This is a genomic window from Microbacterium sp. NPDC058269 (assembly GCF_042881445.1).
In the GTDB taxonomy this organism is placed as follows: domain Bacteria; phylum Actinomycetota; class Actinomycetes; order Actinomycetales; family Microbacteriaceae; genus Microbacterium.
The window spans coordinates 850,450-872,363 of record NZ_JBHVXT010000002.1 but is presented as its reverse complement, the minus strand read 5'-3'; the positions used below and the strand labels follow the sequence as shown (position 1 = coordinate 872,363).

The 21,914-nt window shown below is 69.6% G+C and carries 18 protein-coding genes and 1 riboswitch; of the genes, 11 read left to right on the top strand and 7 right to left on the bottom strand.

Going from position 1 to position 21,914, the window contains the following annotated elements; genetic code table 11:
- Nucleotides 1-9: 9 nt before the first annotated feature.
- From ACFVWL_RS12580 to ACFVWL_RS12560, 5 genes are all read left to right on the top strand, one after another.
- Nucleotides 10-795, top strand: a complete 786-nt coding sequence (locus ACFVWL_RS12580; RefSeq protein WP_387183088.1) for a 2-keto-4-pentenoate hydratase — start codon at nucleotides 10-12, stop codon at nucleotides 793-795.
- Nucleotides 780-1,580 carry an HpcH/HpaI aldolase/citrate lyase family protein gene (locus tag ACFVWL_RS12575; RefSeq protein WP_387183085.1) on the top strand — a complete coding sequence of 267 codons (801 nt, stop codon included), beginning with the start codon at nucleotides 780-782 and terminating at the stop codon, nucleotides 1,578-1,580. Before ACFVWL_RS12580 ends, ACFVWL_RS12575 begins: the two co-directional genes overlap by 16 nt.
- A 114-nt stretch (nucleotides 1,581-1,694) precedes the next feature.
- Entirely contained in the window at nucleotides 1,695-2,939 is a 1,245-nt protein-coding gene (locus ACFVWL_RS12570; protein WP_387183080.1) for an MFS transporter, read from the top strand.
- Nucleotides 2,940-2,961: 22 nt separating this feature from the next.
- A complete protein-coding gene (locus ACFVWL_RS12565; RefSeq protein WP_387183077.1) occupies nucleotides 2,962-3,684 on the top strand; it encodes a DUF6882 domain-containing protein in 723 nt (240 codons plus the stop codon).
- A 31-nt stretch (nucleotides 3,685-3,715) separates the two neighbouring features.
- On the top strand, nucleotides 3,716-4,267 hold the full coding sequence (locus ACFVWL_RS12560; protein ID WP_387183074.1) for a hypothetical protein: 552 nt from the start codon (nucleotides 3,716-3,718) through the stop codon (nucleotides 4,265-4,267).
- A gap of 100 nt (nucleotides 4,268-4,367) precedes the next feature.
- On the opposite strand, the gene ACFVWL_RS12555 is transcribed toward ACFVWL_RS12560, so the two are convergent.
- Nucleotides 4,368-5,246: a bifunctional methylenetetrahydrofolate dehydrogenase/methenyltetrahydrofolate cyclohydrolase gene (locus ACFVWL_RS12555; RefSeq protein WP_387183071.1), complete on the bottom strand. Its 879-nt coding sequence runs from the start codon at nucleotides 5,244-5,246 to the stop codon at nucleotides 4,368-4,370.
- Nucleotides 5,243-6,517, bottom strand: a complete 1,275-nt coding sequence (gene glyA, locus ACFVWL_RS12550) for a serine hydroxymethyltransferase (RefSeq protein ID WP_387183068.1) — start codon at nucleotides 6,515-6,517, stop codon at nucleotides 5,243-5,245. The genes ACFVWL_RS12555 and glyA overlap by 4 nt, the downstream gene beginning before the upstream one ends.
- A 37-nt stretch (nucleotides 6,518-6,554) precedes the next feature.
- A riboswitch (ZMP/ZTP riboswitch) is annotated at nucleotides 6,555-6,639 on the bottom strand.
- 108 nt (nucleotides 6,640-6,747) lie between these two features.
- Here glyA and ACFVWL_RS12545 point away from each other — a divergent pair.
- The 6 genes from ACFVWL_RS12545 to ACFVWL_RS12520 all read left to right on the top strand — a co-directional run bounded on the left by ACFVWL_RS12545 (nucleotide 6,748) and on the right by ACFVWL_RS12520 (nucleotide 14,342).
- Nucleotides 6,748-8,259 carry a family 20 glycosylhydrolase gene (locus ACFVWL_RS12545; protein ID WP_387183064.1) on the top strand — a complete coding sequence of 504 codons (1,512 nt, stop codon included), beginning with the start codon at nucleotides 6,748-6,750 and terminating at the stop codon, nucleotides 8,257-8,259.
- Complete coding sequence (gene nagA / locus ACFVWL_RS12540; protein ID WP_387183061.1) at nucleotides 8,256-9,428, top strand: N-acetylglucosamine-6-phosphate deacetylase; 1,173 nt, start codon at nucleotides 8,256-8,258, stop codon at nucleotides 9,426-9,428. Before ACFVWL_RS12545 ends, nagA begins: the two co-directional genes overlap by 4 nt.
- A gap of 711 nt (nucleotides 9,429-10,139) precedes the next feature.
- The gene (locus tag ACFVWL_RS12535; protein WP_387183058.1) at nucleotides 10,140-12,158 is read left to right on the top strand and encodes a sigma-70 family RNA polymerase sigma factor; all 2,019 of its coding nucleotides are present in this window, start codon (nucleotides 10,140-10,142) and stop codon (nucleotides 12,156-12,158) included.
- 9 nt (nucleotides 12,159-12,167) lie between these two features.
- Complete coding sequence (locus tag ACFVWL_RS12530; RefSeq protein ID WP_387183056.1) at nucleotides 12,168-12,539, top strand: YrdB family protein; 372 nt, start codon at nucleotides 12,168-12,170, stop codon at nucleotides 12,537-12,539.
- Nucleotides 12,540-12,577: 38 nt separating this feature from the next.
- Nucleotides 12,578-13,942 (top strand): FAD-binding oxidoreductase, encoded by a 1,365-nt coding sequence (locus ACFVWL_RS12525; protein WP_387183054.1) that lies wholly within the window; start codon nucleotides 12,578-12,580, stop codon nucleotides 13,940-13,942.
- Entirely contained in the window at nucleotides 13,935-14,342 is a 408-nt protein-coding gene (locus ACFVWL_RS12520; RefSeq protein WP_387183051.1) for an NUDIX domain-containing protein, read from the top strand. Before ACFVWL_RS12525 ends, ACFVWL_RS12520 begins: the two co-directional genes overlap by 8 nt.
- 29 nt (nucleotides 14,343-14,371) lie before the next feature.
- On the opposite strand, the gene nagB is transcribed toward ACFVWL_RS12520, so the two are convergent.
- From nagB to ACFVWL_RS12495, 5 genes are all read right to left on the bottom strand, one after another.
- Nucleotides 14,372-15,151 carry a glucosamine-6-phosphate deaminase gene (gene nagB, locus ACFVWL_RS12515; RefSeq protein ID WP_387183048.1) on the bottom strand — a complete coding sequence of 260 codons (780 nt, stop codon included), beginning with the start codon at nucleotides 15,149-15,151 and terminating at the stop codon, nucleotides 14,372-14,374.
- A complete protein-coding gene (locus ACFVWL_RS12510; protein ID WP_387183045.1) occupies nucleotides 15,144-16,109 on the bottom strand; it encodes an ROK family protein in 966 nt (321 codons plus the stop codon). The genes nagB and ACFVWL_RS12510 overlap by 8 nt, the downstream gene beginning before the upstream one ends.
- 43 nt (nucleotides 16,110-16,152) lie before the next feature.
- Complete coding sequence (locus tag ACFVWL_RS12505; protein WP_387183043.1) at nucleotides 16,153-17,340, bottom strand: ROK family protein; 1,188 nt, start codon at nucleotides 17,338-17,340, stop codon at nucleotides 16,153-16,155.
- A gap of 79 nt (nucleotides 17,341-17,419) precedes the next feature.
- Nucleotides 17,420-20,704 carry a family 20 glycosylhydrolase gene (locus ACFVWL_RS12500; protein WP_387183040.1) on the bottom strand — a complete coding sequence of 1,095 codons (3,285 nt, stop codon included), beginning with the start codon at nucleotides 20,702-20,704 and terminating at the stop codon, nucleotides 17,420-17,422.
- Nucleotides 20,695-21,912 (bottom strand): amino acid deaminase, encoded by a 1,218-nt coding sequence (locus tag ACFVWL_RS12495; protein WP_387183037.1) that lies wholly within the window; start codon nucleotides 21,910-21,912, stop codon nucleotides 20,695-20,697. The genes ACFVWL_RS12500 and ACFVWL_RS12495 overlap by 10 nt, the downstream gene beginning before the upstream one ends.
- Nucleotides 21,913-21,914: the final 2 nt, after the last annotated feature.

Here is a 21,914-nt window from a genome sequence, read left to right as displayed (position 1 = left end):
GAGGCACGGATGCTGTCAGCAGACACGATCACGAGGATCGCGGCGGAGCTCGCGGAGGCCGATCGCACGCATGCGGTGATCCCCCGTATCACGGCACGCTATCCGGAGGCGACGGTCGAGGACTCGTACGCGATCCAGGGGGTCTGGCGGGACTCGCAGATCGCCGCGGGCCGTCGACTCGTCGGTCGGAAGATCGGGCTGACGTCCAAGGCGATGCAACAGGCCACGGGAATCACCGAGCCGGACTACGGCGTCATGTTCGACGACACCGTGTACGAGTCGGGCGCCGAGATCCCGGTCGATCACTTCTCGAACGTGCGCATCGAGGTGGAGCTCGCCTTCGTCCTCAAGCGACCGCTCGAAGGCCCCGACTGCACGTTGGAGGATGCCCTCGCGGCGATCGACTACGCGGTGCCGGCACTCGAAGTGCTGAACTCGCACATCGAGCTCGAGGGCCGCACGATCGTCGACACGATCAGCGACAATGCCGCCTACGGGGCGATGGTGCTCGGCACCGTGCACAAGCGTCCCGACGAGATCGACCTGCGCTGGGTTCCGGGGGTCCTCTCCCGCAACGGCGAGATCGAGGAGACCGGTGTCGCGGCCGGCGTGCTCGGTCATCCGGCCACCGGGGTCGCGTGGCTCGCGAACAAGTTCCACCAGCACGGCGCGCGTCTCGAGGCCGGGGAGATCATCCTGGCAGGATCGTTCACGCGCCCGATGTGGGTGTCGCGCGGCGATGAAGTGCTGTGCGATTACGGACCGATGGGAACAATTGCATGCCGCTTCGTCTAGCCCCCTCGTTCCGCGAGCAGCTCGCGGACTCCGATCGTCCGTTCGTGGGCATGTGGGTCTGCTCCGGCAACCCGCTGCTCGCCGAGGTCGCCGCGGGGTCAGGCCTGGATTGGCTCCTGATCGACATGGAGCATTCGGCCAACACGCTCGAATCCGTGCTCGTGCAGCTTCAGGCCGTCGCCGCGTACCCGATCGCTCCCCTCGTGCGGGTGCCGTCGAATGACACCGTCGCGATCAAGCAGGTCCTCGACCTCGGGGCGCAGAACCTGATCGTGCCGATGGTGTCGTCGGCCGACGAGGCCCGTGCCGCCGTCGCCGCCACCCGCTACCCGCCGGAGGGCGTGCGCGGAGTGGGCAGCGCTCTGGCGCGCAGCGCCCGCTGGAACCGCGTCGATCGCTACCTGCAGGAATCCGCGCAGCACATCTCCCTCACCGTGCAGATCGAGACGGCCGCCGGCGTCGAGGCCGCAGCGGACATCGCCGCGGTCGACGGCGTCGACGCGGTGTTCGTCGGCCCCTCCGACCTGTCTGCGTCGATGGGCCTGCTCGGTCAGCAGACCCATCCCGATGTCACGGCTGCGGTCGAGAAGGTCTTCACCGCGGTCAAGGCTGCGGGCAAGGCGGTCGGTGTCAACGCGTTCGACCCTGCCGCTGCCGACGCCTACCTCGCCGCGGGCGCCGACTTCGTGGCGGTCGGCGCGGATGTCGCCCTGCTCGCCCGAGCATCCGAAGCCCTCGCCGCCCGCTTCAACTCCGTCGACACAACCTCCCGCGCCAGCTACTGACCCTTTCGAATCGCGCACCTGGTCGTATTTCCGGCCCCGAAGCGACCAGTTGCGCGATTCGAAAGGTCATGCCCCGTGGCAGGATGGCCGGATGCACTGGAGTGAGGTCGTGAGGTGAGCCGCGGGCTCGCCGCGATGCGGGACCGCAACTTCCGGTGGTTCTTCCTGGCCCGCGCGATCACGATGATCGCGGGTTCGATGTCGTCGATCGCCCTCGCCTTCGCGGTTCTGGAGATCGACAACGATGCGCGGTCGCTGTCCTTCGTGCTCGCTGCATTCACGGTGAGCAACATCGTGTTCGTGCTGTTCGGCGGCGTTGTCGCCGACCGCCTCCCACGGGCGCTGATCATCCAGGCCTGCTACGTCGTCGACATCCTCTCGATCGGCTCGATCGCCGCGCTCCTCTTCACCGGCAACGCCACGATCCCGCTGCTCGTCGTGCTCTCGATCGTCAACGGCGCGTCCACCGCGTTCGTGCTGCCCGCGATGCAGGGCATCATCCCGCAGCTGACGACTCCGGAGCATCTGCAGCAGGCGAACGCGATGCTGTCGTTCGTGCGCTCTGCTGTGACGATCGGCGGTCCGATCATCGCGGGCATCCTGGTCGCGACCGCGGGGCCGGCCTGGGCGATGGTGGTGCAAGCCGCCGGCTGGGTCATCGCGATCCCGGTGCTGGCTCTCGTGAAGCTCCCTCCCCCGTCGCACGCGGGCGGCACCACGATGTTCCACGACCTCCGTGTCGGCTGGAGCGAGTTCTGGAGTCGCTCCTGGCTCTGGACGATCGTGCTGGCCTTCATGGTCATGAACGCCATCCACGTCGGCGCGTGGGGTGTGGTGGGTCCGTACATCGCGAAGAACAACGACCTGCTGGGCATCACCGGGTGGGGCTGGGTCGTGAGCGCCGAGGGCGCCGGTGTGCTGCTCATGACCCTGCTGCTGATGTGGTTCCCGCTGCGACGACCACTGCGCTACGGGATGATCGGCATGGCGGCCTTCGCGATCCCTGTCACGATGCTGGGCGTCCACCCCGCCGTCGTCTTGCTCGCCATGGCCGCATTCATCGCGGGCGCGGGCGCCGAGGTCTTCAGCACCGGATGGAACCTCGCGATGATGGAGAACATCCCCGGCGAGAAACTCTCCCGAGTGTCGAGTTACGACATGCTCGGGAGCTTCGTCGTGATGCCCATCGGCACCCTCGTGTACGGCTGGCTGATCACGCACGCCGACCCCGCGACCGTGCTCATCACCTCCGGTGCGGTGTACGCGGTGATCGCTCTGGCCACCCTGATGGTGCCGAGCGTGTGGCGGATGGGACGTCCGGAAGCCGCGACGATCCCGCGTGAACTAGCGGATTCATAGCATCGACCGCGAGACTGTCGGCATGACCTTCGCCGCGCTCCAGCCCCTCGCCGACCGTGCCGCTCTCTTCGTCGCGCTCCGACAGGACGCTCTCTCCGCCGCTGCCGACGCCCTCGGCGAGCACCGCTGGGACGCAGACCTGGCCGCCGGCACCCTCACTTTCACGGCCGATGCCGATCCGTCGCGCCAGCTCGTGGCCCGCGCGCACCTGATCGCGACGATCGCGCCCGGCCCGCGGTCGCTCCTGTGGGCCTGGGCACACCCGAGCGGCGACCCCCAGGGTGTCGCGGCGCAGCTGCACGCGTACGGCAGCGAGCACGGTATCGCGGAGCTGACCACAGCCGAGGTCCCGTTCCCCACCGAAGTGTCGGCCGATGACGAGTGGATCGCCCAGGCCGCGCACACGGTCGGCGGGGTCGCGGTCGAGCTCACCGGCCGTTCCCCCTACTACTCCGCCCCGGTCGGCAACGGGACCCGTGCCGTGTTCCTGCTCGATGCACCGCTGGCGCCTCTCACCGTGGCGGATGCGGTCATCGCGCTGCCTCGAGTGCTCTCCGGCGCGAATCTCCCCGACGCGCGCACCGCGGTCTGGGACCTGGCCCGACTCGCAGGCTGGACCCTCACGTGGACCGATGAATCGTTCTCGGGTGCGACCGTGTCGGATGTCACAGGTACCGCGACCTTCCGCTTCGACGAGCAGGCCCGCATCAGCGGCATCGAGAGCACCCTGCACGCACAGGGGTGATCGCCCGCCGGAGGTATGGGATTCTGGTCGCATGAAGAACGGAATCGTCCGGTTCGCCGCGCTCTACGTGTTCAACGTCGCGGCGCTGCTGCTGATCGGCCTGCTGCTCCCCGGCGTCTCGGTGGGGTTGAACGCGTTGTGGGCCTCCGTCGTCCTGACCCTCGCCGCACTGTTCGTGAAGCCCCTGCTCGCCGGCGCCTTCCGCACGTCCGCGGCGAAGTCGGCAGCCGAGCGCACCAAGACCGGCGAGAAGGTCGTGCAGTACGTGCTGGTGTATCTCGTCGAGCTCATCATCTGGGTGCTCACCGTATGGCTGAGCGGTGTGCGCGCCTCCGGCTTCTGGGCTTTCGTGCTGCCGCCGCTGGCGCTGCTGTTCGGGTGGATGATCTACGACCAGATCGACGACAGACTCCGGGCGAAGGCCGGCGAGATCTACGACTCCGTGCAGGCGCGCGTGAAGGGCGGCGGAACGAAGACCGCGCTCACCTCCACAACCGAATCACCCGAGTCCAGAGCAGCCCGTGACGAGCTCAGCGACGGGCTGACGCCCGAACAGCGGCGGATGCTCGACGAGCTGGGCTGATCCGTTCGCGTACGCGCCCCGAATGGAGAATGGCGCCCATCCCGTCACCGGGAGGGCGCCATTCCTGTGCCGAGTGCCGAGCCTCGAGTGCCGAGCCTCGTCAGAGCGACCGCTCGGCCGCTTCCACGACGTTCGTCATGAGCAGCGCGACCGTCATCGGGCCGACGCCGCCCGGGTTCGGCGAGAGATACCCCGCGACGTCGGCGACCCCAGGGGCGACATCGCCGAACACGAGGCTCTTGCCGGTCTCGGGGTCGGTCTCGCGCGTCACGCCGACGTCGAGCACGGCAGCACCGGGCTTGACGTCTTCTGCACGGATCAGATGCTTGACCCCTGCGGCGGCGACGATCACGTCGGCCTCACGCAGATAGCGCGGCATGTCGACCGTGCCGGTGTGCGTGAGCGTCACCGTGGCGTTCAGATCGCGCCGCGTGAGCAACAGGCCGATCGATCGACCGATCGTGACGCCGCGCCCGACCACCACGACGTGCTTCCCCTTGAGGTCGTAGTCGTTGCGCAGCAGCAGCTCGATCACCCCTCGCGGTGTGCACGGCAGCGGGGTGTGGATGGGCCCGTTGACGTTGAGAACCAGACGCCCGAGGTTGGTCGGGTGCAGCCCGTCGGCATCCTTCGCCGGGTCGATCCGCTCGAGGATCGCGTCGGTGTCGAGGTGCTTCGGCAGCGGCAGCTGCACGATGTAGCCGTGGCACGCGGGGTCGGCGTTGAGTTCGTCGATCAGGGCTTCGACGTCGGCCTGCGTGGCGTCGGCGGGCAGCTCGCGTTGGATCGAGTTCATCCCGATCGCCTCGGACTGCCGGTGCTTCATGCCCACGTAGAGCTGCGAGGCCGGGTCGGCGCCGACGAGCACGGTCGCGATGCCCGGCGTGATCCCCCGCTCCTTCAGCGCGGCGACGCGCTCGGTCAGCTCCGCACGGATCGCCGCCGAGGCGGCCTTCCCGTCGAGGATCTTCGCGGTCACTGCTGCAGGTCCGGGTAGAGCGGGAACGCAGCGGCGAGCGTGTCGACGCGGGCACGCAGCGACTCGACATCGGCACCGGGAAGCAGCGCGAGCGCGATGATGTCGGCCACCTCGGTGAACTCGACGTCGCCGAAACCACGGGTCGCGAGCGCCGGGGTGCCGATACGCAGCCCCGAGGTGACCATCGGCGGACGGGGGTCGTTCGGGACGGCGTTGCGGTTCACCGTGATGTGGATGTCGTGCAGCAGGTCTTCGGCCTGCTTGCCGTCGATCTCGGCGTCGCGCAGGTCGACCAGCACCAGGTGCACGTCGGTGCCGCCGGAGCGCACCGCGATGCCGGCGTCCTTCACATCCTGCTGCGACAGGCGCTCGGCGATCAGCTTCGCACCACGCAGCACGCGCTCCTGGCGCTCCTTGAACTCCGGGGTGGCTGCGAGCTTGAACGCCGTCGCCTTCGCGGCGATCACGTGCATGAGCGGGCCGCCCTGCTGACCGGGGAACACCGCGGTGTTGATCTTCTTGGCGAGATCGGCGTCGTTGGTGAGGATGAAGCCCGAGCGCGGACCACCGATCGTCTTGTGCACGGTCGAGGAGACGACGTGGGCATGCGGCACCGGGTTCGGGTGCAGACCAGCGGCGACCAGACCGGCGAAGTGCGCCATGTCGACCCAGAGCAGCGCACCGACCTCGTCGGCGATCGCGCGGAAGGCCGCGAAGTCCATCGTGCGGGGGTAGGCCGACCAGCCGGCGATGATGACCTTCGGCTTGTGCTCGATCGCGAGACGGCGCACCTCGGCCATATCGATCGTCGAGGTCTCGGGGTCGACGCCGTAGGCGACGATGTCGTACAGACGACCGGAGAAGTTGATCTTCATGCCGTGCGTCAGGTGGCCGCCCTGGTCCAGCGACAGGCCGAGCAGGGTGTCGCCGGGGCGCGCGATCGCATGCAGGACCGCCGCGTTCGCCGACGCACCGGAGTGCGGCTGCACGTTCGCAAACTCGGCACCGAACAGGCTCTTCGCCCGCTCGATGGCGAGGGACTCGGCGACGTCGACCTCTTCGCAGCCGCCGTAGTAGCGGCGTCCGGGGTAGCCCTCGGCGTACTTGTTCGTGAGCACGGAGCCCTGCGACTGCAGCACCGAGACGGGCACGAAGTTCTCCGAGGCGATCATCTCGAGGAAGGTCTGCTGGCGCTTCAGCTCGCGATCCAGGACCTGAGCGATCTCGGGATCGACCTCGGACAGCGGGGCGTTGAAGTAACGGTCGGTCATGACGTGCTCCTTTGACAACGGATTCGAAAGGGGTGTTCCTATCGGCCCAGGCGCGCGGTCGAATTCCGTGGTCAGTCGCTCCCCGGTGGTAGTCCACCCAGACGCCAGTCGCGACGGTTACGAGCATAGCCGATGCGGGAGGCCGCGCACGTTGACATGAGGATCGTCGTCGCAGAATCGATTCGACTTCTGCCATTCCGCTCGGCGACGCCGACGGGTAGGTTTTGTTCATGGTCCTTCCTCATCCTCTCCCGCTCGTGCCCGCGCCCGTGTCCGCCGTCGCACGCGAAGGGCGGATGCCGATCACCGCGACGACGCGCGTGCTCGGCCCCTCCCCCGCCGTCGCCCAGCTGATCGAGGCGGTCGAGTGCCGCACCGGAATCCGGCTCTCCAACGCCGATGAGGCCCCCGCCGAGATCGAACTGCTCGTCGACCCCGACTCCTCGGCGCCAGAGGGCTACACGCTCGAGATCGGTGATCGTGCGATCGTCGTCGGCGCCGATGAGGCGGGGCTCTTCTACGGTCTGCAGACGCTGCTGCAGCTGCTGCGCCAGGACGACTCCGGCTGGGCGCTGCTCGGCGCCGATGTCGCCGACTCCCCGCGCTTCCCGCGACGGGGCGTCATGCTCGACGTCGCTCGGCACTTCTTCGGCGTCGACGACGTGAAGAAGTTCATCGACAGCACCAGCGCCCTCAAGTTCAACCACCTGCACCTGCACCTCACCGACGATCAGGGCTGGCGTGTGCACATCGACTCCTGGCCGCTGCTGACTGAGCGTGCCTCCGCCACATCGGCCGACGGCGATCCCGGCGGCTTCTACACGAAGGACGACTACCGCGAGATCGTGGCGTATGCCGCGTCCCGTCACATGATCGTGATCCCGGAGATCGATCTGCCGGGTCACACCCACGCGATCGGCGTCGCCTACCCCGAGCTCGTCGAGGCGCCGGTGCTCAACGACAACCTCATCGCCGATTCCGCGCGACTGGGCCAGCCGCTGCCCGTCGCCGGAGAGACGTATCTCGGCTGGGGCGTCGGCCACTCCAGCGTGCGCATCCACGACGAGCGCACCTACGACTTCGTCCGTGACGTCGTCCGCGAGCTGGCGGAGATGACCCCCGGACCGTACATCCACATCGGCGGCGACGAGTCCCTCGGCACTCCCCAGGCCGACTTCGACCTGTTCGCCGAGCGCACGACCACGATCGTCGTGGAAGCGGGCAAGATCCCCGTGGCCTGGCACGAGATGGGCTCCGCAGCGAACATCGCCGAGGGAACCGTCGGACAGTACTGGGGCAAGACCACCCCCGAGGGCACGCATGCCGAGGAGGCCACCCACTTCGTCGAGCGCGGAGGCGCCCTCATCATGTCGGCGGCAGATGTCACCTACCTCGACATGAAATACACGGAGGACTTCCCGCTCGGCCTCACCTGGGCGGCGATCATCGACGTCCGCTCCGCGTACGAATGGGAGCCCACCGCCGTGCTGGACGTGCCGGACACTGCGATCCTGGGCGTCGAGGCTCCGCTCTGGTCCGAGACCACCCGCACGCTCGGCGAGGTCGAGCAGCTGGTGTTCCCGCGCGCTGCGGCTCAGGCCGAGGTCGCCTGGTCGCCGAGAGAGGCACCGGAGCGCGAATGGGAGTCGTTCCGCGTGCGCGTCGGCGCGCTCGCGCCGCTGTGGAAAGCTGAGGGGGTCGACTTCCACCCCGCAGACGAGATCCCCTGGAGCGCACGTTGAGCACCCACTCCTCCGCCACCGGTTCGCTGGTCATCCACTCCGCTCGGATCGTCGATCGCGGCGACGTCGTCGAGGATGGCTGGGTCCGCATCGAGGACGGCATCGTGACCGCCCGCGGCACCGGATCGGAGTGGACGTCGGCCGATGAGGTCGTCGACGCGAGGGCCGTCGCCGGGTCGGGCGCCCTGCTCACGCCCGGGTTCGTCGACATCCACGGACACGGCGGAGCCGGAGCCGCGTTCGACGACGGCGTGGAGGCGATCCGCACCGGACGCGACCTGCACCGCGCACACGGCACCACCCGCGCTGTCGTCTCGCTCGTCACGGCCTCGCTGGACTCTCTCGCCCGCAGCGTCGCGCTCATCGCCGATCTGACCGAGACCGACGCCGACATCCTGGGCTCCCACCTCGAGGGGCCGTTCCTCGATCCCGGTCACCACGGCGCGCACGAGCTGTCGCTGCTGCGTCACCCGGCGCCCGTGGACGTCGCCCGACTGCTCGATGCCGGTCGCGGCACCGTCCGTCAGGTCACGATCGCGCCGGAGCTTCCAGGTGGACTCGACGCGATCCGGCAGATCGTGGCTGCGGGATCGGCAGCCGCGGTCGGCCACACGGATGCGGATGCCCCGATGGCGGTGGCGGCGTTCGAGGCGGGAGCTTCCATCCTCACCCACGCTTTCAACGCGATGCCGGGCATCCACCACCGCGCTCCGGGACCGGTGCTGGCGGCTGCTGCCGATCATCGGGTGGTGCTCGAGGCCATCGCCGACGACGTGCACCTCGACCCGCACGTCGTCAAGCTCGTGTTCGACTCCGCGCCAGGGCGGGTGGCCCTGATCACCGATGCGATGGCAGCAGCAGGAAGCGCCGACGGCCACTACGACCTCGGCGCGGTGAGCGTCACGGTCGAGAACGGCGTGGCCCGAACCGATGACACCGGGTCGATCGCCGGTTCGACACTCACGCAGGACGTGGCCCTGCAGCGTGCAGTGCGGGCGGGCGTGACTCTGCCCGAAGCCGTCCGCGCGCTGACCGAGACCCCGGCACGGGCGATCGGGCGCGATTCCGCCCTCGGCAGCCTCCGCATCGGAATGCTCGGCGATGCCGTGCTGATGGATGCGGAACTGCGCGTCGCGCGCGTGTGGTCAGGACCACGGCTGCTCGTCTGAGACGGCGCCGCGCGCGACGCGCAGCTCTGCGCTCTCCGGTCATGCGTGTGTGATGGGGTGGGAGGCCGCCGTTCCCCAGATCGGCGGCCTCGTTCCCCCTCGTGAGACGGGCGGCCGGGCTCTCCTCCCCCGAGGCTCCCGACCTGCCCGACCGGCGCGAATGCCCCCCGCGCCAGTGCCTGGATTCCGCCCCCCGGTGGAATCCTTACGGCTGTCTCTATGGATGAGACGACGCTCATCCCGTTTCATTACGCGACTTCCCGAAAAACTTCGAGAAGCCCTCTCGATCCTCGGACCGAACGTGTGGGAGGCCGCCGTTCCCCAGATCGGCGGCCTCGTTCCCCTTCGTGAGACGGGCGGCCGGGCTCTCCTCCCCCGAGGCTCCCGACCTGCCCGACCGGCGCGAATGCCCCCGCGCCAGTGCCTGGATCCCGCCCCCCGGTGGAACCCTTACGGCTGTCTACATGGGATGAGACGGTGCCCGCGCCGATTCATTACGCGACTTCCCGAAAAAACTTCGAAAGGGTGTCGATCACCGGTCACGCGAGACTGCGGGCACCTCTGCGCAACCCGAGCATCGGCTCGGAGTTCGCGGCAAGGGTGGCTTCCCTGGGAGATTCGCGAGAGAATGGAGAAGTCGCGTGATGAGAGGCGCTCTCATGCGTCTCTTCCCGTGGAGGCGCACCTGCGCCCGGCGACAGATGGATGATTGTGCACGAAGAGAACACGACTCACGACGAAACGATCGGCGACGCCGACCTGATCCTCCGCACCCGTTCGGGAGACACGGAGGCGTTCGGTGAACTCTGGCGACGGCATTACCCGTCGGGGCTCTCCGTGGCGCGCTCGGTCACTTCCTCGATCGACCCCGACGACCTCGTGCAGGAGTCCTACACGCGCATCTATCAGGCGATCATCAAGGGCGGCGGGCCCAACGGCTCCTTCCGCGCCTACTTGTTCACGAGCATCCGCAACACCGCGGCAGGCTGGGGACGTGCACGCCGAGAGACCGCGATCGACGAGCTCGACACGGTCGCCGACCCTGACACGACCGACCAGGCTGCGAGCGAGGCGCTCGATCGCAGCCTCACCGCGCAGGCCTTCCGCAGCCTTCCTTCTCGTTGGCAGGAGGTGCTCTGGTACACCGAGATCGAGCAGATGAAGCCGCAGGAGGTCGGGCCTCTCCTCGGGATGAAGGCCGGCGCCGTATCGCAGTTGGCGTTCCGCGCCCGCGAAGGTCTCCGTGAAGCCTGGATCCAGGCGCACCTGCGCAGCGCCGAAGACGGATCCGAGTGCCAGTGGACCATCGAGCACCTGGGTGCGTACTCGCGCGGCAACCTCAGCACTCGCGACCACAAGCGACTCGAACTGCACCTCGACGAGTGCGCCCGGTGCATGATCGTCGCCGCCGAGGCGAAAGACGTCTCCAAGCGTCTCGCCCTCGTGCTGCTCCCTCTCGTCCTCGGCGTCACCGGCGCTGCCGGCTACCTCGCCACGCTGCAGGGTGCAGGCACGCCCATCGTCGCACTGGCGGCCATGCCGTCGAGCATCCCCGGCGCCGTCTTCGCCGGCGACCCCGGTGCCACGCACGCCGTGACGGGCCTCGCCAGTGGCGGCGGCTCGGGGTCGGGCGGCTCCGCGGGAGGCACGGCGGGTTCCTCCGCCGGCGCGGGATCCTCCGGTGGTGTCTTCACCGGGATCGGTGCACTCGTCGGCGTAGGGTCAGCCGCGCTGGTGGTCGCCGGCGTCGTCGCTGCTGCCGCGATCGTCCCCGGACTCGCCGGCGCTGATCCCGCGACCTCGCTTCCGAACGCCGGAGACGAGGATCCGTCGTCGATCTCCGCAGATGTCGGACCGGATGAGAAGATGAGCCTCGACGAGCCGGTCGTCATCGAACCACCCGTCACCGTGCCGGAGGAGACTCCCGCACCCCCGGTCGCAGACGAGAACCCGCAGCCCGGCGCCGATCAGTCCGGTCCGGCCGTCACACCGCCACCCGCCACCGTGCCTCCCACGGCCCCGGTCGAGCCGGCCACGCCCGTCGAACCCGAGAAGCCCGTCGATCCGGTCGACCCCGTGGACCCGGCCATTCCCACCGACGTTCCCGAGTGGGCAACGGCGACCATCTGGTTCGATGAGCTGACCGTGCACTACAGCGTGCCGATCACCGGCATCCCGGGCGCGACGGTCGAGGCGCTGCTCGACGGCAGCCACGGCGGCGGCGACAAGATCGTCCTCGACGACAGCGGAGCAGGAACCATCGACCTGCGACCGGACACCTTCCAGTACATCTTCGCCCGCTCGACACTCGTCAGCTTCCGGTACATCTTCGACAACGGCACCACCGGGCTCTCTGTGACCCCGTCGCTGCTCGAGCTTCAGCCCGACCGGCCGATCATCGACGGACCGATCGAGGAGATTCCTGTCGAGGTGCTCTCCGCAGAAGCAGCTCCGGTCACCTCGGCGCCCGGCGACGACGCCCTCGTCGCCGCCGAAGCTCCGGCAGAGGCTGCCACGGCACCCGTGGACGCCACCTCCACTGTCCCGACGCCGGCCGAGACGGCACCCGCCGCCCCCGCCCCGGTCGAGACCGCGCCCGTCGTGGCCGAGCCAGCCGCTCCCGCTCCTGCTCCCGTCGAGCAGGCACCGATCGCTGCCCGGGCCGCCGATGTCGCGGCACCCGTCGACCCGGCCGCTGCACCGGCCGAGGACGCGCCCGTCGCCGAATAGACTGGATCCATGTCCTCGGATCCCACTCCCGTTCCCGGCGTCGACCGTCCGGTCATCACCGCTCTCGACATCGTCCGCGCTGTCGTCCTCGTCGTCGCCGTGGCGTCTCTCGCCCTGTGGGGTTTCGCGAGCTGGGACCTCCCCTGGAACATCGTCATCGGCATCGGAGCACCCGTCATCGTGATCCTGGTCTGGGCGCTCTTCCTGTCGCCGCGGCCGGTCCTGCGCGTGCATCCGTTCCTTCGCGCCGCCGTCGAGCTTCTGATCTACGTCGGCGTCACGATCGCCTGGTGGTCGATGGGACAGGCGCTGATCGGCACTGCCTTCGCCCTTGTCGCCGTGGTCGCCGGTGTGCTCAGCGGTCGACGCGCCCTGGCGTGAGCCCGCCGTCGTGAGCACACCGTCGTGAGCACCGCATCGTGAGCGTCCTCTCCCTTCTCCGGGAGTCTCTCGGAGCGCTCGTCGACACCGACGAGACCTCGCTGGAGGAAGCCAGGGCCGATCGCTCCGGTCATGCGGCCGCTGGTCGGCCTCTCGCCGTCGTCCACGCCGAGCGGGTCGAGCATGTGCAGCAGACCATGCGCATCGCCACAGCCACCCGCACGCCCGTCGTGGTGCGCGGTGCCGGGACGGGTCTCGCCGGTGCCGCGAACGCGGGTACGGGCGAAATCGTGCTGTCCCTGCGCCGGATGACCGCGATCAAGGAGATTCGCGCAGACGACCTGCTCGCGGTCGTCGAACCCGGCATCCTCAACGCCGATCTCAACGCGGCACTCGCCACGCACGGTCTCTGGTGGGCACCGGACCCCGCGAGCCGCGACATCTCCACGGTGGGCGGCAACATCGCGACAGGCGCCGGTGGGCTGCTCTGCGCCAAGTACGGGGTCGTGCGCGACGCTGTCCTCGGTGTCGACCTCGTCCTCGCCGACGGCAGGCTGCTGCACCTCGGACACCGCAGTGTCAAAGGCGTGACCGGTCTTGATCTCACCGCGTTGGTCGTGGGCTCCGAAGGCACACTGGGCGTCGTGGTCGGAGCCACTCTCAAGCTGCGCCGACTCGTGCCGGGCGAGACCTGCACCGTCACCGCGACCTTCCCGGGAGTACGCACTGCTGCCGCCGCCTCGGCCGACGTGACCGCGGCGGGCGTGCAGCCGGCGATCATGGAACTGATGGACGCGGCCAGTCTCGCTGCCGTACATGCGCTCCTCGCTCTCCCCGCCCCGACTCCGGGGGCGGCCCAGTTGACCATCCAGACCGACGGACCGGCCGCGGCCGTCGAAGCGGACGCGATCGCCGCGATCCTGCGCGCCCACGACGGCGTCGCGATCGTGTCCCACGACCGAGCGGAAGGCGAGCGTCTCCTCGCCGTCCGCCGCTCGATGCACGCGGCGATGGCGTCGCTGGGCACGACACTGATCGAAGATGTCTCGGTACCGCGCAGCGCCATGCCGGCGATGTTCGACGAGATCGCGCGCATCGAACGCGACTACGGCATCACCATCCCGACGGTCGCCCACGCCGGCGACGGCAACCTGCATCCGAACTTCGTGTTCGAGGGATCGGAGACACCGCCTCACGTCTGGGCGGCGGCCGACGAGCTCTTCCGCGCCGCGATCCGCCTCGGGGGAACCCTCACGGGCGAGCACGGCATCGGCATCCTGAAACGCCGCTGGCTCGCCGACGAGCTGGGCGACGACCAATGGCGGCTCCAGCGTCAGATCGCCGCGGTGTTCGACCCCCTCGGCATCCTCAACCCCGGAAAGGTGTTCAGCCCCGATGCCTGACATCCATGTGAGCGCAGCCGTGATCGTCGACGAGGCCGGGCGGGTGCTGGTCGTCCGCAAGCAGGGCACGTCCATGTTCATGCAGCCGGGCGGCAAGCCCGAGGCCGGGGAATCCGCGGCGCAGACGCTGATCCGCGAGCTCGACGAGGAACTGGGGCTCGTGCTCGACGAGTCCGCTCTCCGCCCGCTCGGCACCTTCGTCTCCGCGGCCGCGAACGAACCCGGCCACAGAGTCGTCGCCGAGGCCTTCGCGACCTCCGTCGATCCCGGAGCCGTGACCGTTCAGGCCGAGCTCGCGGAGCTGCGCTGGATCACTCCCGCAGACGTCGCCACGCTTCCGCTGGCGCCGCTGAGCCTCGAACACCTGCTCCCGATCGCCTGGCCCGCGCCGGCGGCGTGAGCGCGCCGGGGCGGGGCGTCAGGCGGATATCAGATGCCCTGCCAGGACGGCTTGTTGGCGAACGTGTAGCGGTAGTAGTCGGCGAGCGCGAGGCGTGAGGCCGCCGCTTCGTCGACGACGATCGTCGCGTGCGGGTGCAGTTGGATCGCGGATCCGGGCAGGAGCGCGGTGAGCGGGCCTTCGACGGCACCGGCGACGGCCTCGGCCTTTCCCTCACCGAAGGCGAGCAGCACGAGGTGACGCGCTTTCAGGATCGTTCCGAGTCCCTGCGTGATGCAATGCATGGGCACGTCGTCGATCGAGTCGAAGAAGCGGGCGTTGTCCTCGCGGGTCTGCTCCGTGAGCGTCTTCACGCGGGTGCGCGATGCGAAGGATGAGCCCGGCTCGTTGAACCCGATGTGTCCATCCGTGCCGATGCCGAGGATCTGCAGGTCGACTCCGCCTGCGGCCTCGATGGCCGTCTCGTAGTCGTCGCCCGCGTGCTGGATCGTGGCCTGCGCGCCGTTCGGGACGTGGATGCGCTGCGGGTCGAGTCCGAGCGGCTCGACGACCTCGCGGGTGATGACGGAGCGGTAGCTCTCCGGATGCGCCGGGTCGATGCCGACGTACTCGTCGAGGGCGAAGCCGCGCACCTGCGAGACGTCGCGACCGGCGAGCTGGGAGCGGAGCGCCTGGTACACAGGCAGCGGAGTCGATCCGGTGGCGAGACCGAGGACCGCGTCGGCACGACGGGCGATCAGCTCCACGATCTCGGTGGCGACCAAAGCGCCGGCGGCCTCGGCATTCTCGACGATGACGACCTCAGCCATGCGGAACGATCTCCTTCTCGGTGATGGATGCGCCGACCAGTGCGGCGCCGAAAGCGGCAGCGGGAGAGCCCGCGGGGAGCAGTTCTATTCTCTCATCCAGGCGGAGCGACCGCATGAACGGTGACGCCTCGGCGCCGGCATGGAGGGCCGCACGGATACCGTTCTCGAGCCGGTCGCCGAGAGCGGTGAGCCCTCCCCCGATGACCACCGTCTCCACGTCGGCGGAGAGCACGAGCACACGCACCGCGGCTGCGGCGCCGTGGTAGAGGTCGTCGCGAAGGGAGAGCGCCAGCGGATCGCCGGCATCCGCCGCGTCGAAGATATCCCGGATCGGCAGCGCACCGGGACGCCCCCAGGCCTTGGCCAAGGCACCCCCGCCGCAGAAGGTCTCGACGCATCCGTGCTGTCCGCAGCCGCACAGGCGCCCGCGGGGGTCGACCGAGAGATGACCGACCTCGCCAGCCGTTCCCCGGGCGCCGCGCCAGATGCGGCCGTCGATCACGATGCCGGCGGCGACGCCCGTGCCGAGGTTCAGGTAGGCCATCGAACCGGCGACTCCGCTCAGCACGGCGGCGCCGAGGGCGGCGGCCTTCACGTCGTTCTCCACCCGGAAGGGCACGCCGAGAGCGCGCTCGGCCTTCGCGGCCAGGTCGAGGGACTCCACACCGAGGTTGACCGCATGATCGACGCGTCCGGCCTCCGCGTCGACGAGTCCGGGGATGCCGATGCCCACGGAGCCGACATCCGAGAGAGCGAACCCGCTCTCGTCTGCGAGGGCCGTCACGGCCGTCACGATGCTCTCGACCACGGCATCATCGCCCCACCCCGTCGGTCGGCGCAGTCGTCCGCGGATGTCGCCGGCGGGGTCGACGGCGACCGCATCGATCTTGGTGCCGCCGACGTCCAGGCCCACTCGAATCCGCCGACCGGGGCGGTCGGCAGTGCTCGCACCCGTCATCGGATGCTGCTCCCCGCCGTGTCGGTGAAGGTGGAGGTGACGATCACGACACTCCCAGCTGTCCGGAGAGCACCATCACGGCGGCTCCCCGCAGGACGATGTCCTCCTGGTGCGTCAGACGCACCACGACGTCTTCGAACACTCCCTCGAGGGTTCGCGCGTGCAGGGTCTCGATGGCGGCGTCGATGAGGATGCCGCCGAGCAGTTCAGCGGGGCCGGAGAGCACCACCTCGGAGAGGTCGAGGGCCGCGACGATCGGGGCGATGGCGATCGCCATGCGCGTTCCCGCATCGCGGAGGATCTCGTCGCGCCCGTCGGGATCGGCAGCGATCGCCGCACCGAGGCGGCTGACGCTGAGCCAGGCTTCGAGGCAGCCGTCTTTTCCGCACGCACAGCGCGGTCCGCCGTCGGTTCCGACGACGACATGTCCGATCTCCCCCGCGGCGAAGCGGCTGCCGAGCAGGGGCTGGCTGCCGGTGATGAGGCCGGCACCGACGCCCTTGCCGATCTTGATCAGCATGAAGTCCGCCTTCGCGTCGCCGAAGGTGTACTCGGCGAGCACGGCCGCGTTGGCGTCATTGCGTGCGAGGACGGGAAGGTCGAGGTCGACGCCGAGCTTCGCCTCGAGCGGGAAGTTCGTCCAGCCGAGGTTGGGAGAACTGAGGACGAGACCGTCGGGGCGCACGACGCCCGGGGTGCCGATGCCGACGCCGAGCAGCGGCTGGGTCGACGCGGCGACCAGGGTCTGCGCGAGCTCGAGCAGCGCCGCGTAGGCGGCATCGCCGTCGGGCGATTCCGGCCGTGGCACCTCGCGCCGTTCGAGCACGTCGCCGTCGAGGCTCAGCACCGCACCCGTGAAGGCGTCGGGGCCGGAGAGGTCGAGTCCGACGATCTGGTGGCCGAAGCGGTCGATGTCGATGAGGATGGGTGGCTTGCCGGGACCGACGGCCTCACGCACGCCCATTTCGATGACGATGCCGTCGGCGATGAACTCGGCGACCAGGTCGGAGATCGTGACCCGGGTGAGCCCCGTCTCCCGAGAGAGGTCGGCGCGACTCATCGCCCCTGCGTGGTAAAGCGTCTGCAGCACCAGGGCGCGGTTGTGTCCGCGCGCGTGCTCGGGCAGCACCTTGGATCGCGAGCGCAGGTGGCGCCCTGGGCCGAAGGCGTGCGCATTCGCACCGACGTACTCTGACGGCGATGCGGAACGCTGTTCATCCGAAACGGACATGTTTGTTAGTAGACCTTACGAACAAAATTTGCGCAACCTCTGCTCGCGGACGCGCGAGGAGGGTTACCGAAACGTTACATTACTTTCGATCGTCGGCGACGACCGTGTTCGAGCGCTCGAGGAGACGCTCCACCAGCCCGGCGACGATCTGCTCCCGAGCGGCGATCGTGAGCGGCTTCCCCGGCACGCCGGGGCGGCGCTGTGCAGGCTCCGGCCCGTCAAGGGGACGATACCGCACCCCCGCGGCGGCGAGCCGGCGCAGGTGCATCGGAAGACGCCGTCCGAAGTCCGCGTACGGTCTCGCCTCGCCTCCCTCCCAGAGTCTCTCCGCAATCGCCGAGAGACGCGGGAACATCGCGAAGTCGACGCGATCCCTGGTCGGCAGATGCTCGCTCCACACGTTCGCCTGCCCTCCCACCGCGCCGTCCTCGACGCGCAGCGAGTAGGCCCGTTCGATCGTCAGCGGCGGGCCGACCCTGATCGGCTCCTCCTCCGACTCCGACTGCGGGTAGTCGAGGTAGACCTCGAGATCGGGACACGCCACGACCTCGATACCCAGACGCAGCGCCTCACGCATCGCGGCAGGGCCCCGCCACGCCAGGATGCGCACCCCGTCGGGCACATCCCCTTCGAGGACCTCGTCCCAGGCGAGGGCGGTGCGACCGCGGGCACGGACGTGCGCGACGAAGTGCTCCGTGAACCACGGCTGCACATCGTGCGGGGAGTCGAGACCGAGCTCTCGCATCCGCTCAGCGGCAGCGGCGCTCTCCGCCCACTCGGTCACCGGCACCTCGTCACCGCCGATCCCGATCCACTCCGAGTCGAACACATCGCACAACGCGTCGATCGCGGCGCGACCGAACGTCAGAGCCTCATCCGTCGGCGCGAGGGTGCGCGGATTGACCCCGAAGCGCTCCCAGGCGGAGAGAATCGGGTCCCCGACATCGACGTTGCCGAGTTCGGGGTAGGCGGCGAGACCCGCCTGGATGTGTCCTGGCAGCTCGACCTCGGGCACAAGGGTCACGAATCGATCGCGCGCGTAGGTGACGAGGTCACGCAGGTCCGCGGTCGTGTAGAAGCCCTCGTGCACGCCGACCTCGACGGTCGACAGCGGGCCGTGTCCGAGCTGCGTGGCCTCACGCCGCGCGCCCACCTCGGTGAGCCGCGGGAACCCCGGCACCTCGAAGCGCCATCCCTGGTCGTCGGTGAGGTGCAGGTGGAGGACGTTGAGGTGATGGTCCGCGAGGATGTCGATCAGCCGGCGGACGTCGTCGACGCTCCGGAAGTGCCGGGCGACGTCGAGCATGGTCCCGCGCCAGCTGTATGCCGGTGCGCCCTCCCAGATGCCGGTGGGGATCAGCGCCGTCGCTGCCTCCGGGTCCCTGAGCTGTCGCAGCGTGGTGACGCCCCGGAACACCCCGACGGGACTCGCGCCCCTGACCTCGACGCCGGAGGCGCTCACGGTCACGCGGAAGGCCTCATCGCCGATGCGTCCCGCCGCTGTCGCATCCGCACCGAGGGTCTCGTCGACCACCAGGCGGATCGGAGGAAGCTCGTCGGCGCCCCCGCGACCCCCCAGCGCTGCGACGGCACCCAGCCTGGCGACGGCGGCGGCGAGATCGGGCGCGGCGAGGATCGGCGTCCGGTCCGTCCACACGAATCCGGGAGCGGCCGGATCGATGCGGGAGTCGATCCGCGGCACCGTCGCGCGGTGCGGGGGCGGCGGCATCCGCAGCGCACGGCCGGGAGTGCGGCCGGTCGCGTCGCCGTCCGACACCACAGGAACCCCTCCGACCAGCACCTCGACGATGCCGTGCGGGGCGGTGAGAGGCGCATCGAACGTCGCGCCTGCGGCAATGGTCTCGGGATCGAACAGCACCAGGTCGGCGATCGCGCCCTGCCGGACGACGCCGCGGGGAGCGTCACCGCGATCGAGCCCCAGACGTCTGGCCGGAGTCCCCGCCAGGTGCCGGACGGCCTCCTCCCAGGTGAGGATGCCGAGTTCGCGCACGTAGTGCCCGAGGTACCGCGGGAACGTGCCCCGCCCGCGCGGGTGCGGACGGGCACCGATCAAGATCCCGTCGCTGCCGCCCGCGTGGCGCGGATGACGCATGATCGCGCGGACGTTCTCCTCGTCGCCGATGTGCATGAGGATTCCGGTGGCACCGGCGTCCTCGAGGATCGTGTCGAGCACGACGTCGACGGCACGACGGCCGGTCGTGGTGGAGATCTCGGCGATCGTGCGTCCGACGAGGGCGGCGAGTGCGGGGTTCGCCGTGCCGGAGATCTGGATCTGCGTCCAATCGGCTTTCTCCCCGTGGAAGCCGTCGCAGCCGATCTCCTCGAACTCCACACGCACGGCTTCGCGGCCTGCGGCATCGAGCCCGGCGATGGCGGTGAGCAGATCGCCGGTCGCCGCGAGCCTGCTCGGCAGCAGAGCGGAGAGGGTGGTGGCGCCGGGCAGATATGGATAGGTGTCGAGGGTGACGTCCACGCCGTCCGCGATCGCCTCGTCGACCAGAGCCAGGAGCTCATCCGCGCGCCCGCGGTTCGGGGCGAAGTTCATGGTGGCGTGGGTGAGATGCACGGGGCATCCGGTACGACGACCGATGTCGAGGGCCTCCCGGTACGCCTCGAGCGCGCCTCCCCCGTAACTGCGGGTGTGCGGCGCCCAGTACCCGCCGCGTTCGGCGACGACCCGGCACAGGGCTTCGAGCTCGGCGGTGTCGGCGTACATCCCCGGCGTGTAGGTGAGACCGCTCGACATTCCGAACGCTCCCGCGTCCAGCGCCTCGCCCAGGAGGTCGGCCATGGCGGATACCTCGGCCGACGTCGCCGGACGATTCTCATGACCGACGACCATCATGCGCAGGTTCCCCTGCGGCACGAGGACGGCGGCATTCGCGACCGCTGCGGCGTCGATCGCCGCGAGCAGATCGTCCATCGTCCGCCATGGCACGTCGGCGGGCATCCCGTTCCACCCGGCGATCTGCGCCGGGATGACGGCGGCCGTCGCCTCGTCGAGCGGCGCGTAGCCGAGCCCGTCCTGCCCGAGCACCTCGGTCGTGACGCCCTGGCGGATCTTCGCGTCGTGCGCTGCGCCGGTCAGCACGGCGAGCTCGCTATGCGCGTGCATATCGATGAACCCCGGGGCCAGCACGAGACCGGCGGCAGCCACCTCGACCGCGCCATCGGGGAGTTCGAGCTCGGAGTCCGCGATCCCCTCCGGGAGGATCGCGACGATTCTCGCCCCCTCCACGGCGACGTCGGCGACGTACCGAGGCGCACCCGTCCCATCGATGACGGTGGCTCCTCGGAAGACCCGCACGAGCCCGGCGGCGGCCTTCTCGGCGCTCAGAAGCATGTCGCCACCGCTCCGATCACGCGAGGGTCGGCGGCGTCAGGGTCGTCGATCACCGCGACCACCCGCCACTTGTCGAACGCCGTGCACGGGTGCGAGAGCCCCAGCCGCACGACATCGCCGACGGCGACCGTCGCGTCATCCGCGAGGCTCAGGAACGCGTGCTGATCGTTCAGCGCGGTGATCTCGCCGGCGACGCTCTGCGGAACAGGCAGGTCGAGGTCGAAGGGCACGTCGCGCCGACCGGCATCGAGCAGTGCGAGGCCGTCTTCGGGCTGCGACACCACACGCGACCACGCGTGCATCGCCGAGCGGAGCGGCGCGGTCCCCGTGAGCGGGCCGAACGGCGACATCCGGGAGTAGAAGCCGTCGTCGTGGATCTGGAAGGCGCCGGAGCGGAGCACGACATCCGTCTCGGCGCCTGCGGTCGCGAGCACCACAGCCGCCCGATCGGGGAACGAGCTGCCGCCGGCGCTGAGCACGGGGCGCACATCGTCCGGGTACTCGAGGCGCGCGTGCAGCTCGACGAGCGTCCGGAGGTAAGCATCGACGGCGGCGACGGAGGTCTCGCTGCGATCCGGCCCGAACGGGCCCTCGTATCCCGTGACGCCGGCGAGGCGCAGTCCCGGCGCGACCGAGATCGCCTGCGCGATCCGCTCCCCCTCCTCCACCGTCCGTGCACCGGTGCGACCGTGCACGCCGCCGAGTTCGACCAGCACATCCAGCGGCCGCGTGGCGTCGCGCATGCCCTCCGCGAGGATCACGACCCCATCGAGGGAATCGGCCCAGCACAGCACACGCAATCCCTCGTCCGCAGCGAGCAGCTCCCCCAGTCGACCCACGGCGGCAGGATCCGTGACCGCGTTCGCGATCAGCACGGTCGAGACGCCGGCGTCGACGGCCACCTCGGCCTGCCAGGGCGTCGCGACGGAGATCCCCCATGCGCCGGCGTCGAGCAGCCGCTGCCACAGGGCGGGAGCCATCGTGGTCTTGCCGTGCGGCGCGAGCAGCACCCCCTGATCCGCGGCCCACGCGAACACGATCTCCTCGTTGTGCGAGAGTGCGGCCTCGTGCACCGTCAGCACCGGGGTGACCAGATCGGAGAGGTGCAGATCGGCGTCGGCCACCTCCGAGAGAGGGAGTCCCGCGGCGCGCGCCGGGAAGCCCTTCGTCCAGGCGCCGAGAACGGGATCCGGAATTTGTAGAGGCATCT